Below are 14,859 nucleotides of genomic sequence, written 5' to 3'. Positions count from 1 at the left end.
ATGGCCGATCTTCGCACACGACTGGCCGAAGCGCTGAGTGATGGCCATGCCGATGATCGCGATCATCTGCTCTCCGATGAGCGCGATATTGTCGCCGATATTGATACGCTGCGCAGTGCCGCGGTGCTGATTGCGATCACCGATCGTCCGGATCCCGGCGTCATATTGGTGCAGCGCCCCGATCACATGCGCAATCATCCCGGCCAGATTGCCTTTCCCGGTGGCAAGATTGATCCCGAAGACAAGGACGCGATCCATGCGGCGTTACGCGAGGCGCAGGAAGAAGTGCAGCTGGATCCGGCGCTGGTCGATATTGTCGGGCCGACCGACCGCTATCATTCCGGCAGCGGCTATGCGATCCAGCCGGTGCTCGCTGTGATCCCGCCCGACCTGCCGCTGGTCCCCTGTCCCGCGGAAGTGGATGAATGGTTCGAGGCGCCGCTCGATTTTGTCCTCGACCCGAAAAACCAAGCAGAACATGTCGGTGAATGGCGTGGGATCCGACGGGAATATTACCAGATTAACTGGCAGGACCGCCGGATATGGGGAATCACCGCCGGTATTTTGGTCAATCTGTCTCAGCGGCTGCGGTGGAATCCATGAAGCTGCCCGCCGCCCCCTGGACCCAACAGGCCTCGCTGAAAGCGTTGATTGCCGCGCTGGATGGCGCGCAGGGCGCCACCCGCATTGTCGGCGGTGCGGTGCGCGATACAATGCTGGGATTGCCGGTGAAGGATATCGATCTGGCCACCCGGTTGCTGCCCGATCAGGTGATGGCGCGGCTCGACGCGGCGGCCATCAAGGCCGTCCCGACCGGCATCGACCATGGCACCATTACCGCTGTCACCGCCGATGGTAATGTGGAAATCACCACTCTGCGCCGCGACGTGTCGACCGATGGTCGTCGCGCGACAGTGGCGTTCAGCGAAGACTGGCAAGACGATGCCGCGCGCCGGGACTTTACCATTAACGCGCTGTTCGCCGATCCGGAAACCCTGGAGATAACCGACTTTTTCGGCGGCCTTGACGACCTTGACCAGCGCCACATCCGCTTCATCGGATCGGCTGAACAGCGGATTGCCGAAGACCATCTGCGGATCATGCGCTATTTTCGCTTTCTCGCGCGCTTTGGGCAGGATCAGGTCGAGGCCGAAGCCTTTCAGGCCTGCGTTGCCGCCGCGGCCAGCCTGAAATCGCTGTCGCGCGAACGGATTGCCGACGAATTGCTCAAGCTGCTCGCCACCGACAATCCCTGCTTTGCGGTCGAGCAGATGATCCGGGCGGATATCTTTGCCCATATTGTCAGCGCGATAGATCCAGAGGCACCCGCTCTGCTCCACCGTGTGATCGCCCGCGAACAGGCCGAGGGTCTCGCGCCGTCCGCTATCCGCCGTCTCATCGCGCTGTTGCCCAAAGACCCGAAGATGGCCGACAAGATTGTTTCGGGCCTGCGTTTTTCGAAGAAAATGCGCAAGGCCGTGGCCGCACGGCTCGTTGCGTTGCACCCCGAGACAAAAGACATGCCTGCCCTGGCCTATCATCACGGACTGGAGGCCGCGCAGGATATCGCGCTGCTCTTTGCCAAAGATGGCGCCTTGTCCACCAGCCGCGATGCGCTTGAGGGCTGGCACAAGCCGGTCTTCCCGATTACCGGCGGCGATCTGGTGCAGATGGGGCTCGAGCCGGGACCGATTGTCGCCCAGCGCATGGATGAAATCGAAGCCACCTGGATTGCGGAAGGCTTTCCGGGCGAAAGCCGCGTCCGCGCGTTGGCGAAACAGTTTTTGGAAAAGGATCACCCATGAAAATCACATCACAGACCGTTGCGTTCATCACCGGGGGCGCAGCCGGGATCGGCTTTGCCATTGCCCAGGCGCTCGCTGCCCGCGGTGCCAAGATCATGCTCGCTGATCTCGATCAGGCCCGGCTCGACGCAGCGGCAGCCGCTCTCACTGCCAAGGGTGCAGAAGTTGATACGGTGGTCTGCGATGTCGCCAATGAAGCCCAGATGCGGGCTGCTGCCGATGCCACTATCGCCCGCTTTGGAAAGGTCCATCTTGTAGCCAATAATGCCGGTGTCGCATTGGGTGGAATACCCGGCGAGATTCCGATGAAGGACTGGCGCTGGATCGTCGATATCAACCTGATCGGTGTCGCCCACGGCGTCGAGATCTTCACACCGCTGATCCAGAGTCACCGCGAAGGCGGCCATTTTATCAACACCGCTTCGATGGCAGGCCACGGGGCGATGCCGGGCATGGCGCCTTATCATGCGACCAAATTTGCGGTGGTCGGCTATTCCGAAGGCCTGAAGCAGGAGCTCGAACCCAGCAATATCGGTGTCAGCATCCTCTGCCCCGCCTGGGTCAAAACCGATATCCACCGCAGCAGCTTCGATAAGCCCAGCGGCGGCGCGTCGGAAGAGGATCCACAGTTCAAGATGATGGAAACGGTCATTGATGGCGGACTCGACCCGGCTGATGTGGCGGAATGGACCGCGCAATGTGTCGAGGCCAACCGTCTCTATATTTTCACGCATCCCGAATTCGCCGCCGGGATCGATATGCGCTATGCCGCGATCAAGGCGGACTATGACGCCTGCTCAGAATTTCCGGCGTTTCGGACCAAGGATGCTGGCTGACACAGCCTATCCGTTGGCCAATGAAAAAGGGCTCCCCGCGCAAACGGGAAGCCCTTTTTTCTATCCGCCACCGGAACCCGGTAGCACGATGTATCAGCATTCAGGCGAACGCTGGTTTCGCTGTTGCCGTCTTGCGACCGCGACGCAGCGCGCCACCGACGAGACCGAAACCGAAGATCATCATCGCCCAGGTTGCCGGCTCAGGCACGGCGGTGATGTCGAGCGAGACATTGTCAAGCAATGGCCCGATATTGTCGGCACTGTCGGAGCTGAAGTTAAACTCAAACGATCCGGCTGAGGCTGCAGTGAAGAAAATCGACCGGCTCGAAAAAGGATCAGTTCCCAGGACATTGGACGTGAAACCATAGCGGTTGCCGGCCAGGACTGTTGTCGAGGGGTCGGCGATGAAATCAGAACCAAAGAAATTGAAGCCACCGTCGGTCAGCATTGTATCCGACAGAAAAGTGAAATCGGCTGAGAAAGAATCGGAAGAACTGTTCCGTTGATTTCCGCCAATGTCGAACGTCAGACGCACGATATCACCAGCGTTAACGGCAAAGCTGCTGATGCTGGTCAGCTCACCAGGGCCAGGCGATCCGTCAATGTCAACGCAAGATCCGGAACAGTTGATGGTGAAATCGCCATCGGCGACCAGATCGGTTGCTCCTGCACCAGTTGAGTTGAAATTCGCATAGCCAGTGTAGTTCAGCGCCGAAGCGCCGCCATTTTCACTGTCGAAATTGTCGGAAAAGACCACGCCCGCAAAAGCCGGGGACGCCGTCATCGCAGTCAAAGCAACGGCTGCCAATAGTTTACGCATTACATATACCTTTCGCCAGAAACTCTGGCGCTAACGGTTAAAATATAACGAAATCGAATCGATCGCGACCCCTCAACGACGTTCGTTGGATGTCTCATGCGCAAAAAACCACAAGAAAGTCAAACTTCTGGTAAGGATTTCTTAACCTTTTACATCGCTGTCTCAAATCGGGGCCCGGTGTGATGGCCTGATATGGCCTGACTTCACGATCCACCAAAAAAAGGCCTCGCGCAGAAACGCGGAGCCCTTGTTGTCCTTGTCGTTTGACCAGACATCGCCCGGTCAGTCGATTACACCATCGCTGACTTTGCAATGACCGTCTTGCGGCTACGACGCAGCGCGCCGCCGACCAAGCCGAAACCGAAGATCATCATCGCCCACGTTGCCGGCTCAGGCACGGCGGTGATGTCGAGCGAGATATTGTCGAGCAAAGGACCGACATTGTCCGCGCTGCCGGTAGCAAACTGGAATTGCAGGCTGCCCGCTTCAGCGGCGGTGAAGAAGATCGAATTGCTCATGAACGGCGAAGCCCCGCCAATGCCGAAACCGTTCGAATAGTCCGAACCGGAAATCGAGGCGAAGTCGATAATGTCCGGGCCACCGTCGAAACTCGCACCGGCATTGAGCAGTGTGATCGAGCTATCGAAGAAATAGCGAACATCGAAGGAATCCCGATTGGTCCCGCGCTGGCTGCCGCCCACATCATAGGAAAGCCGGACCGTGTCGCCCGCATTGAACGCGAAAGAGGCCTTCGACAGAAGCGCCCCGGGTCCGCGCGTCCCGTCGAGATCGACGCAGGAACCGGAACAGGACAGACCAAAATCGCCGTCGGCAACGAGGTCGGTATTACCCCCACCCACCGAGTCAAAATTGGCATAGCCGGTGTAACGGAGTGCCGAAGCACCGCCATTTTCACTGTCAAAATTGTCCGAAAAGACGACGGCAGCCTGTGCTGGCGCGATGGTTGCCGCGGTCAACGCGGCGGCGGCTAGAAATTTACGCATAATACCCCTGTTCGCCAGCTTGGGCTGGCATTGTCATATATACAGATGAGACAGGTTCGGCTGCGACCCAGAAAACCGCCTATCTTCTGTCACGGGATGCCATTGAAAAGACTGTAAAGTCAACATTTTGGTGAGGTTTTCTTAACCTTTTACACAAGCGTGTCAGAATGAGACATGCCGTTACAGATCAATCAAATTTTCCGCTTTTCGGAAAGCCGGTTGGTGGCAGACGCCCTGCCGCTCCGCGCGCAACTCGCCACATGGTCAGATCATTCTCGGTCCGGGTTCGCCCGCTGTCGCCGCCCATGGCCCAGCTCAGGCCTTCTTCGAGCTTGAATACGGTTGCATCGGACAGTCCACCATCCTTGTAACGCTGAAGCATGACGCCCTGCCCTTTCGCCATTTCCGGCATTTCGGACAGTGCGAACACCACCAGTTTGCGGTTATCGCCAATAGCTGCGACATGATCAGCGTCTGCCGGAACCGGCCGTACGACGAGCAATTTCGCATCCCCCTTCAGGTTGACAACCTGCCGGCCCTTTTTGGTTTCCGCGACCACGTCCGAAATATTCGTTACAAAGCCGCGGCCCCAGGTTGAGGCGATCAGCAATTTCGCTTTCATGTCCGCGGCCATCATCGCGATCGGTTCGGTTCCTGGATCCATATCGACCATTGACGCGACCGGTTCGCCAAAGCCCCGCGCGCCGGGCAATTTGTCCGCGCCCAGAGTGTAGAAGCGGCCATTGTCACAGCACATCAGCAACTTGTCGGTTGTCTGGGCGTGAAAGGCAAATTTGGGGCCATCGCCTTCCTTGAACTTGAAGCTGTCGGGCTGCGACAGATCGGCATGGCCCTTCATCGCCTTGATCCAGCCGCGCTGGGACATGATCACCGTGACCGGCTCTTTCTCGATAAAGGCCTCGAGTGAAATCTCGCGTGCCGGCGCCGCTTCTTCAAGCATGGTGCGCCGGGCACCCAATGGCGTATCCTCGGCATAAAGCTTGCGCATCGCGGCAAGGTCTTTCTTCAGCCGGGTTTTCTGCCGGGCCGGGCTTTCGATCAGCTTGGCAAGGCCCTCGCGCTCTTCGAGCAATTTGTCGCGCTCGGTCCGCAGTTCCATCTCTTCAAGCTTGCGCAACGACCGCAACCGCATGTTGAGAATGGCTTCGGCCTGCCGATCAGTGAGCTTGAATTCCTCCATCAGCATCGGTTTCGGTTCGTCATTATTGCGGATAATCTCGATCACACGGTCGAGATTCAGATAGGCAATAATATAGCCTTCCAGCAGCTCCAGCCGCGCATCGATCTTGTCCATGCGGTGCTGGGAACGGCGCACCAGCACCTCGATCTGATGGGTGATCCACTGTTTCAGCACCTCGGTAATGCCCATCACCTTGGGGGTGCGGTCCTTGTCGAGAACATTCAGGTTGAGCGAAAACCGGTTTTCAAGGTCGCTCATCCGAAACAGCGCGTTCATCAGATCATCCGGATCGACCGCACGGCTTTTGGGCTCCAGCACAATACGGACCTGTTCGTCGGATTCATCGCGAATATCCGCCAGGATCGGCAGCTTCTTGTCAGCGATAATCTGAGCGATCTGCTCGATCAGTTTGCCTTTTTGCACCTGGTAGGGAATTTCGGTGACGACAATCTGCCAGGCGCCCCGCCCTTCGGCATCTTCCTTTGCCCATTTCGCGCGCAGACGCATCGCCCCGCGCCCGCTTTCATAAGCCGCATCGATAACCGATTTCGGATCGACCAGGGTCCCGCCGGTGGCAAAATCCGGCCCCTTGATAATCGCCATGATCTCGGCATGCTCGGCCTTCGGGCTTTCGATCAGCAACGTCGCGGCGTCGATAATCTCGGCGACATTGTGCGAGGGAATGCTGGTCGCCATGCCCACTGCAATCCCGCTGGCGCCATTGGCCAGCAGATTGGGAAACAGACCGGGCATGACTTCCGGCTCTTCGTCTTCGCCATTATAGGTTGGCTTGAAATCGACCGTGCCTTCGTCGAGGCCGTGCATCAATTCAATCGCGGTGCGCGTCAACCGGGCTTCGGTATAGCGATAAGCCGCTGCGTTATCGCCATCGATATTACCGAAATTGCCCTGCCCGTCGACGAGCGGGTAGCGCATCGCAAAACTCTGCGCGAGGCGCACCATCGCGTCATAAACCGACTGGTCGCCATGCGGGTGATATTTGCCGATGACATCGCCGACCACCCGTGCGCATTTCTTGTAGCCCTGTGACGGGTCGAGCTTGAGCAGACGCATGGCCCATAGCAGGCGGCGGTGGACCGGTTTCAAGCCATCGCGCAGATCCGGGAGCGACCGCGCCGTAATCGTCGACATCGCGTAGATCAGGTAACGTTCCGACAAGGCCGCATCAAACGGCGCATCGACTATCGCATCAAATTCATCTTCGGGAGCCGCATCGGGGCCATCGGTCACATCACTCATAGGCTAGGCGATAGCAGGGTCGATTCATGCTGTGTAGTGGGAAATTGGAGACCATTTGATTAGCATGCTTTTCCTTTCCCCTTGAGGGAGAAGAAACGGGAGCTTGGCAGCTTGCTGCCTAGCGAAGTTGGTGAGGGGTGGCGGCACAGTGTACCGTCTCGTCCCCTCTCCAAGATTTTCTAGTCCGTAAACGGACAAGCAAATCTGTCCTCTCCCTCCAGGGGAGAGGATCAGGTGTTGAGCCACTCTCTGGGCAAGGCCAAGCCTTCCCGTTCATTGTCCCAGATAATGCTCATGATCCACCATCGCCCGGAACATTCCGGTCCGTCATTCCACAAATGCACCATGTTCACGCCGCGAAACTGGATCTCCGGATGGTCCGGAGTCTCGCGCGCTTCATAGGTTGAATAGACATGGGCAATTTGCCCGAACAAGTCGGTTTTGCGGCCGATCTCAATTTCATAGAAAGATCGCCCTTCGAGGAGCGGTATCGTGGCTTCGACAAATTCATCATAGGTGAAGGTATAGGCAATCGGTTGCCCGTCCTCGATCCGGGTGCGCGTGATCAGCGCCCGCGAATGGTAGATCTCCCGGTCCCGTTCCCAGTCCTGCCCGCCTGGTGGCCCAGAGATACATTCGTAGAGCGTTGCCATCAGCTCATCGATTGTTGCATATTTTGCCATTGTGGTCGGCCTCTCCTATTGCAGACTGCGCCTTGCCCACCGCCATTTAAACGGTTCGTCGCATGTATGAAACGTTTGGGCGTTGACTATGTAATATTATCTCATTAGATCTCTTGTTTCATCATGGAGAGGAGTGACTGCCATGCGCAAGACTTTATTGACTGCCGCCCTGACATCCGCCGCCTGTATTGGTCTCGCGGCCTGTAGCCAGGGCCAGGAAAGCGCGATTGAATATGACATGGCCGAGGCTGAGATGGCGCAACCGAAAGGCGCCGCCGCGATGATGGAACCGGCCGCATCGGCAGATGCGAGTGGCGAAACCGCTTCCGAAATCCCGGTCAGCCAGCCCCAGATTGCCTATAGCTATGATTATGGATTCCGCCTGCCCGCCAGTGAAATCGCCACAGCGCAGCAGGCGCATATCGCCCTGTGCACGGCCATGGCGGACAATGGCTGCCGGGTGCTCAACATGTCCAATAGCGGCGGTGAAGGCGACTATGCCAATGGTCGCCTGCATCTCGAAGTCACTGCGCCCAAGGCGCGGGCCTTTGGGGAACAGCTGGCGCAAGCAATTGACGAAAGCGGTGGCAGTCAGATCGCGGCCTCGATCGCAGGGGAAGACTTGTCCAAACAGATTGTCGATACCGAAGCGCGCTTGCGCAGCCGGGTGCTGCTGTCCAAGCGGCTGACCGATTTGCTCGCCACGCGCAAGGGCACGGTAGCCGAACTGGTCGAAGCCGAACGCGCGGTGACGCAAGTCAATGAGGAAATCGATCAGGCGCGCAGTTGGCTCAAGGAAATGCGGGGCCGGGTCGCCTATAGCAAGGTGATCGTCACCTATCAGTCGGGCGCTCCCGGGTCTGGCGGTTTCCTCCGCCCGATCCGTGATGCCTTTGGCAGCGTCAGTGCGATTTTCGGTCAATCCATCGCAGCGGCAATTACCTTTACCGCGGTGATCATCCCCTGGGCGTTGCTGCTTGGTTTGCTGGTTTACCTGCGCCGCCGGTTCAAGGCCGCAGACCGCAGCTTCTGGGGGCGTAAGATCGTCGCCGATCCACCGGCAGAGGATTGATTGCGCCCAACCGAGCTTTGGCTTATAGGATCATTGCGTTGCCCCGATCCGTTCGATCCTGTTGATTCGAACAGTCGGGGCATGATTTTTTGCCTCTTCCTGAGAGTAGGAACCCGATATGTCCCGTCGTCGTCAGATTTACGAAGGCAAGGCCAAGATTCTCTATGAAGGTCCTGAACCCGGCACGATCATTCAATATTTCAAGGATGATGCCACCGCGTTCAACGCCGAGAAAAAGGGCACGATCAACGGCAAAGGCGTGATCAACAATCGCGTCAGCGAGCATATTTTCACCTTGCTCAAACATATCGGCATCCCGAGCCACTTCATTCGTCGGCTCAATATGCGCGAGCAGCTGGTCAAGCAGGTTGAGATCGTCCCGATCGAAGTGATTGTCCGCAATGTTGCTGCCGGATCCTTGACCAAACGGCTCGGCATCGAAGAAGGCACCCCGCTGCCACACACCTTATTGGAATATTGCTACAAGGATGATGCGCTGGGTGATCCGTTGATCGCCGAAGAGCATATTGCCTGTTTTGGATGGGCAACGCAGGAAGAAATGCAGGACATTTCGGCCATGGCGATCCGGATCAACGACTTCATGGCCGGTATGTTTGCCGGTATCGGGATAAAATTGGTCGATTTCAAACTGGAATTTGGCCGGCTGTTCGAGGGCGATTTTTCGCGTATCATTCTCGCCGACGAAATTAGTCCGGACGGCTGCCGGCTCTGGGATATCGAGACCAATGAGAAGCTCGACAAGGACCGTTTTCGGCGTGACCTTGGCGGAGAAGCCGAGGCTTATCAGGAGGTTGCTCGCCGGCTCGGCCTGTTCCCGGAAGGGGGGCTCAGCGAAGTGCTCGACCTGGATAGTGAACGGAAGAAGCGCGGAAAGTAACCATAGTTTTTGGGATGATGGTTAAAGCCTTGCTGGCATTTGCTGGTGCGGGGGCGAGCCAATCGCAATCAAATCGCTGACATGGTTTACGCGAATTTAACCATTGAAATGATAGCTACGCCCTCATGTGAAATTCATGTGAGGAACTTTTCCGATGCGCCTTTTGATCTTGTTAGCCAGTACAACAATGCTCGCCGCTTGCGGTGGCGCAGGCCCCCAGAGCGCAGGTAGTGCAGCACCGGGTGGCGGCACCACGGGTGGTGGCGGAACCGGAACCGGCGGTGGTTCAACACATACATTCGTCAATCCGACCGAACCGAAATCCTATAAAGGCGTCGGCGGTACGCACAGCTATCGCTACAATGTGGTCGACGCGGGCAACCCTGGCGCAGGCCAAGGCGGTCAACTCTATCAAGGTGATGCAAAGACGGTTCGGAATACCGATCTCACGATTGAGTATAATCCGCGGGATGCCATTTTCAATGTCAGCTTCACCAACGGACTGGCGGGAACAACGGGCGCAAGCCGTTTTCAGGATCCGCTCCACCGCACCGACTTTGGTGGCGCGGTCGAACCCCAATTCGGTACACCCAACCTGGGATCAGCGGCCTTCAATGTCCCCGGGATTAACTATCTCGAATCGGGATCCGGCAGCAATCTGGTGCAAGCTTCTGCCACCGAATTCTATTTCGATCTGATCAATCCCGGCGAAGCGGGCAGCTATGATTCTACGACTTTCTTTTACCAGACACCTGGCACCGAAACCCAATATGTGACCTTTGCGGGCTATTTGCGAAATACCGCCAATGTCGTGCAAAGCGAAATTGATAACCCGGATGGCAGCACGAGCGAAATCGTCACCCAGACCAACACGCTTGAACGCGGTGCGCTGGCCTTTGGTGAAATCACTCCGGCCGACCAGGTACCAACAACCGGTACGGGAGCTTTCGAAGGCGCCATGCTCGCAACCATGGTGTTTAATGACCAGCCCGATACAACCGGCAATTTCGACACATATTTTCAGTGGATCGCAGGCCGTGCAACGACCAATGTTGACTTTGCGGCCAATACTTTCTCGCTGTCTCTAGATGGTACCGTCGGTGCCCCGTTGTTGGACGGCACCAGCGGACTCCATACCATTCAGGAAAATGCGCAGTTCCGGGCCACGGGCGCCGGCCAAGTCGACCTTGTCGCAGCGGGTGGCTTCCTCGGCCAGTTTAACGAAGCCTGGTTTGTCAATCCAGGCGGCGCACGCCTCGATCTGGTCATCGCGGGCTCCAGCATTGACGGAACCTTCTACGGTCCAGATGCAGCGGAAGTCGGTGGCGGCTACCGCATTGTTGGCGGGACTCCGGACGAACGGATCGACATTTTGGGAACCTTCGTCGGCGACCAATAAAGACAGGGACGGACCATGCAGGTCTCCTTCAAAACGGCAATGTTCCTTTCCGGTGCCGCTCTGGCGCTGACGGGAGCATCCCCGGCATTTGCCGATGACGGCGTGGATACGGTGGTCACCAAGCCCATCGCTGAAACCGCCAATGGCCCGCAATGCGATGAAAACGGCAATTGCCGCTTTCGCGTCACCCCGCAGCAATTGCTCGCCAAAGCCGAAGCGCTGGTCCGCGCCAAACAATATGATCGCGCGAAACCGCTGGTCGATGCACTCGGCCAGGTGCCTGATCTCAAACTGCAGCAACAATTTCTGGCTGGCTTCATTGCCGCGGAAACCGGTGAACTCGACACGGCGATCAAGACATTTCGTTCAATTCTGGTGGAAAACCCGGGACAAACCCGCGTTCGTCTGGAGCTGGCGCGCGCCTATCTGATCAGCGGCAAGGAAGCGAGCGCCGACTATCATTTCCGGCTGGCGCAAAATGACGACGATCTACCGGAAGAAATTGTGCGCACCATCCGCAACACCCGCAGCATCTTGCGGGATCAGCGAGTCTGGCGGTTTAGCTTTGACTTCGGCTTTGCACCCGATACCAACATAAATGGCGCGACGAGCGCCGAGACGATCGATATCAATTTCGGTCCGATCAAATTGCCGCTGACCTTGGACGAAGAAGCCCGAGAACGCTCAGGCGTCGGACAAACCGCGAGCTTTTCCGGCGGCGTGCGCTTGAAAGCGACCGACAAGCTCGCTTTTCTGTTCGATGCTGACAGCAAGGTGGTCAATTACAAGGGTCAGGCGGCAGACGATATTGTATCGCAAATTGCGGCTGGACCAGAATTACGGATCGCCAAATATGCCAGTATCTCGCTCCAGGCCGTTGGCCAGCAGCGCTGGTTTGGTGGCCGTCTCGCCACCCGCGAATATGGCGGCCGCGTTGGACTCCAGATGGCGCTCAACGAGGGGCAGAGAGTCGGCATGGAAATTGATGCCCGGCGGACCGATTCCAAATTGAGTGATCTCTACAGCGGCTGGCAGCTGGGCGCCAATGCGACCTATGAACATCTGATCGGAAAATCGCTGATCGCCTCGGCCAGCGTCTTCGCCCGTCGGGACCTGCTCAACGCCGATGGATTTTCGAGCCTCAACTATGGGGTTAACCTGGGCATCGGCGGCGAACTGCCCTTGGGTCTCAACGCCGGTGTTTCGGGCAGTGTCAGCCGATCGCAATTTGATGCGCCCTTGCGACTCTACTCGGAAGAAAAACGCCAGGATTGGCGCAGCTATGGGCGTGCCTATATCGGCAGCCGGCAGATCAAGTTTCTCGGCTTTTCCCCATCGGTCGACTATGTCTATTCCCGCGTCGACAGCAATTATGATCTCTATCGCATGAACCGCCACCGGGTGAATTTCAAACTCGCCAAATTCTTCTAATTCGCGATCATCCTCTCGTTGGCGATCAATTTGCGTTTTGCTGGCAGTAAGCATGCGCAGCCTCTTGCTCCGTTCGCCGACCGCGCTATAGAAGGCGCATTGGCATCATCAGCGATCGAGAAGCGAGTTTCATGAAAGTAAGAATTTTTGTCACTTTGAAGAACGGTGTGCTCGATCCGCAAGGCAAGGCTATCCATCATGCTCTGGAAAGCCTCGGTCACAAGGGCGTTTCGGATGTCCGCGCCGGCAAATTGATCGAACTGGATGTTGCCGACGGCACTTCGGACGATGATCTGGAAAAAATGTGCGAAAAGCTGCTCGCCAATACCGTCATCGAGAATTACGAGATTGAAAAACGCGCCGACACAGGGACCGCCGCATAATGCGAACCGCTGTTCTCGTTTTTCCGGGATCCAATTGCGACCGCGACATGGCGGTCGCTCTCGAGACCGCATCCGGGCACAAACCCCATATGGTCTGGCACGGAGAAGACCAGTTACCGGACGGCGTTGATCTGGTCGCCCTGCCTGGCGGATTTTCCTATGGCGACTATCTGCGCTGTGGCGCGATGGCTTCCCGGTCCAAAATCATCCCCGCCTTGCTGGAAGCCGCGCAGAAAGGCGTCCGGATTTTGGGGGTATGCAACGGCTTTCAGATCCTGACCGAAATTGGCCTGTTGCCTGGTGCGCTGATGCGAAACGAAAAAATTGCCTTCATCTGCAAGGATGCCGCGTTGACTGTCGGACAGACCGGGTCAGCCTTTACCAGCCAATATGACCAGGGCGAGGCTTTAACAATTCCCGTTGCCCATCATGACGGCAATTATTTCGCTGATGACAGCACCCTCGATCGGCTTGAAGGTGAAGGCCAGATTGCCTTTCGCTACGCCGACAATATCAACGGATCAGCCCGCAATATCGCAGGCCTGTTGAATGCTGAAGGCAATGTGCTGGGCATGATGCCCCATCCGGAACGGGCGATCGACGCGCGTCATGGTGGCACTGACGGTTTGCGCCTGTTTGAAAGCCTGATGGCCTGAGCAACCCGCGGTAGCAAAGGGGCTCTAGTGGTTATCGCGTGAGGCCCCGCGTGCCTCTACTATGCGCGCCAAAGACCAACCATCCAAAATGAACCGGATTGCGTTTCCAGCGATGGCAATGGCACGAGAGCACGCCTGTCATCGGCAAGGCAGAAACCGGCGCGCAAGAGATCTGCTGCTCCGGCAGACAAAAAAAGGGCCGGTTCGAAAACCAGCCCTTTTCAAATTCGTTTTTGGCGAAATTAATTGCCGGAACCAGGTCCGTACATAACTTCAACACGCCGGTTCTGAGGCTCACGTACGCCGTCTGCGGTTTCAACGCGAGGACGCGATTCACCGAAGGCTTCGCTGGAGATCGCTCCGCCGCCGATGCCGCGTGATTCGAGATAAGCCCGAACCGAAGCGTTACGACGTTGGGACAGACCAACATTGTAGCTAGCTGAACCAGATTTATCAGCGTGACCCGCCAACATAACCTGAGCCGAACCACAGTCACCATAAGCTGTAACCGCGTTGTCCAGAACCGTAGCGGCTTCTGGCGTAATGTCTGACTGATCCCAGTCAAAGAATACGATGTACGGTCCAGGTGCACACACAGCCGCAGGTGGCGGAGGTGGTGGTGGAGGCGGTGGTGGTGGTGGTGGCGGAGGAGGTGGTGGTGGAGGTGGCGCATCTGGCTCACCGCCAAAGTTGTAAATCAGGCTACCGAGAACCGAGTGGGTCCGCAGACGCGTGCTTACATCATTACCAACCTGGTCAACCAGATCAATTTTGTCAGCATTGAAGAAACGATACTTGATACCAACGTCCCAGCTATCGCTCAAAGGAGCGCGAACAGCTGCAAGCAATTGCCAAGCAAAGCCGGTGTCGGAATCGTCAAGATATGGGCCAGCAAAAATGTTGGTTACTTCTGTACGAGCAACACCAACACCGCCACCGACAGAACCTTGAATTCCATCGTCATCACCAAAGTCGAGCATGCCGTTCAGCATGAAGCTGAGCGCATTGACTTCGCCGTTAATAGGCGTTGTACCAGTAAAAGTACCCGATCCGTTCGCGTTGCTTGGAATGCCAGGCGCGCCAATTTGCAGGCGCTCTGCAGCTGCAGCCTTGTAAGCTACTTCTGATTCCAGCCGGAATCCGCCGAAGTCATAGCCGACAATGCCGTCGAAATCATATCCGGTTTCGTGATCTACTTCCGCTGTATTGGCAACACCGCCAACATCAGCACTGATGTCTTCCACCAGCATCGCGCCGCCTTCTACACCTACGTACCACTGGCCATCACGGGCCAGAGCAGGTGAAGCGAGCGCTGTGGAGGCAAGAGCCAAACCTATGGCAAGCTTCCGCATTTATATTCCCCTTCTCATTTAGGTTCTGAATTCACGGCGCTTTGTAACCTCTCCCCTGA

General features: G+C 57.0%; 14 protein-coding genes. 9 read left to right on the top strand and 5 right to left on the bottom strand.

Annotation, left to right across the window (positions count from 1 at the left end; all coding sequences use genetic code 11):
• The 3 genes from ACZ1GS_RS02915 to ACZ1GS_RS02905 are packed head-to-tail and all read left to right on the top strand — an operon-like array spanning window position 1 to window position 2,641.
• Complete coding sequence (locus ACZ1GS_RS02915) at window positions 1-603, top strand: CoA pyrophosphatase (protein ID WP_472696998.1); 603 nt, start codon at window positions 1-3, stop codon at window positions 601-603.
• Complete coding sequence (locus tag ACZ1GS_RS02910; RefSeq protein WP_472696997.1) at window positions 600-1,805, top strand: CCA tRNA nucleotidyltransferase; 1,206 nt, start codon at window positions 600-602, stop codon at window positions 1,803-1,805. The genes ACZ1GS_RS02915 and ACZ1GS_RS02910 overlap by 4 nt, the downstream gene beginning before the upstream one ends.
• Window positions 1,802-2,641: an SDR family NAD(P)-dependent oxidoreductase gene (locus ACZ1GS_RS02905; RefSeq protein ID WP_472696996.1), complete on the top strand. Its 840-nt coding sequence runs from the start codon at window positions 1,802-1,804 to the stop codon at window positions 2,639-2,641. Before ACZ1GS_RS02910 ends, ACZ1GS_RS02905 begins: the two co-directional genes overlap by 4 nt.
• Before the next feature lie 100 nt (window positions 2,642-2,741).
• Here the strand turns inward: ACZ1GS_RS02905 and ACZ1GS_RS02900 are convergent, their stop codons facing one another.
• The 4 genes from ACZ1GS_RS02900 to ACZ1GS_RS02885 all read right to left on the bottom strand — a co-directional run bounded on the left by ACZ1GS_RS02900 (window position 2,742) and on the right by ACZ1GS_RS02885 (window position 7,609).
• A complete protein-coding gene (locus ACZ1GS_RS02900; protein ID WP_472696995.1) occupies window positions 2,742-3,461 on the bottom strand; it encodes a PEPxxWA-CTERM sorting domain-containing protein in 720 nt (239 codons plus the stop codon).
• A gap of 290 nt (window positions 3,462-3,751) precedes the next feature.
• Window positions 3,752-4,465, bottom strand: a complete 714-nt coding sequence (locus tag ACZ1GS_RS02895; protein WP_472696994.1) for a PEPxxWA-CTERM sorting domain-containing protein — start codon at window positions 4,463-4,465, stop codon at window positions 3,752-3,754.
• A gap of 187 nt (window positions 4,466-4,652) precedes the next feature.
• Window positions 4,653-6,926, bottom strand: a complete 2,274-nt coding sequence (gene parC / locus ACZ1GS_RS02890) for a DNA topoisomerase IV subunit A (protein WP_472696993.1) — start codon at window positions 6,924-6,926, stop codon at window positions 4,653-4,655.
• Window positions 6,927-7,156: 230 nt separating this feature from the next.
• On the bottom strand, window positions 7,157-7,609 hold the full coding sequence (locus tag ACZ1GS_RS02885; RefSeq protein ID WP_472696992.1) for a hypothetical protein: 453 nt from the start codon (window positions 7,607-7,609) through the stop codon (window positions 7,157-7,159).
• A gap of 142 nt (window positions 7,610-7,751) precedes the next feature.
• Here ACZ1GS_RS02885 and ACZ1GS_RS02880 point away from each other — a divergent pair, with 142 nt between their 5' ends.
• From ACZ1GS_RS02880 to purQ, 6 genes are all read left to right on the top strand, one after another.
• Window positions 7,752-8,681: a DUF4349 domain-containing protein gene (locus ACZ1GS_RS02880; RefSeq protein ID WP_472696991.1), complete on the top strand. Its 930-nt coding sequence runs from the start codon at window positions 7,752-7,754 to the stop codon at window positions 8,679-8,681.
• A gap of 118 nt (window positions 8,682-8,799) precedes the next feature.
• Window positions 8,800-9,579 carry a phosphoribosylaminoimidazolesuccinocarboxamide synthase gene (purC, locus tag ACZ1GS_RS02875; RefSeq protein WP_472696990.1) on the top strand — a complete coding sequence of 260 codons (780 nt, stop codon included), beginning with the start codon at window positions 8,800-8,802 and terminating at the stop codon, window positions 9,577-9,579.
• 154 nt (window positions 9,580-9,733) lie between these two features.
• Window positions 9,734-10,978 (top strand): HupA family protein, encoded by a 1,245-nt coding sequence (locus tag ACZ1GS_RS02870; RefSeq protein ID WP_472696989.1) that lies wholly within the window; start codon window positions 9,734-9,736, stop codon window positions 10,976-10,978.
• Between the two features lie 15 nt (window positions 10,979-10,993).
• Complete coding sequence (locus ACZ1GS_RS02865; RefSeq protein ID WP_472696988.1) at window positions 10,994-12,409, top strand: surface lipoprotein assembly modifier; 1,416 nt, start codon at window positions 10,994-10,996, stop codon at window positions 12,407-12,409.
• A 131-nt stretch (window positions 12,410-12,540) separates the two neighbouring features.
• Window positions 12,541-12,792, top strand: coding sequence for a phosphoribosylformylglycinamidine synthase subunit PurS (gene purS, locus ACZ1GS_RS02860; RefSeq protein ID WP_472696987.1), 252 nt, complete (start codon window positions 12,541-12,543; stop codon window positions 12,790-12,792).
• Window positions 12,792-13,448 (top strand): phosphoribosylformylglycinamidine synthase subunit PurQ, encoded by a 657-nt coding sequence (gene purQ, locus ACZ1GS_RS02855; protein WP_472696986.1) that lies wholly within the window; start codon window positions 12,792-12,794, stop codon window positions 13,446-13,448. Before purS ends, purQ begins: the two co-directional genes overlap by 1 nt.
• A gap of 242 nt (window positions 13,449-13,690) precedes the next feature.
• Here the strand turns inward: purQ and ACZ1GS_RS02850 are convergent, their stop codons facing one another.
• Window positions 13,691-14,800, bottom strand: a complete 1,110-nt coding sequence (locus tag ACZ1GS_RS02850) for an OmpA family protein (RefSeq protein ID WP_472696985.1) — start codon at window positions 14,798-14,800, stop codon at window positions 13,691-13,693.
• Between the last annotated feature and the right edge of the window lie 59 nt (window positions 14,801-14,859).

The sequence above is a fragment of the Parasphingorhabdus sp. W113 genome (genome assembly GCF_055693205.1).
The sequence above is the reverse complement of the archived record's forward strand: the minus strand, read 5'-3'. Positions and strand labels throughout refer to the sequence as shown.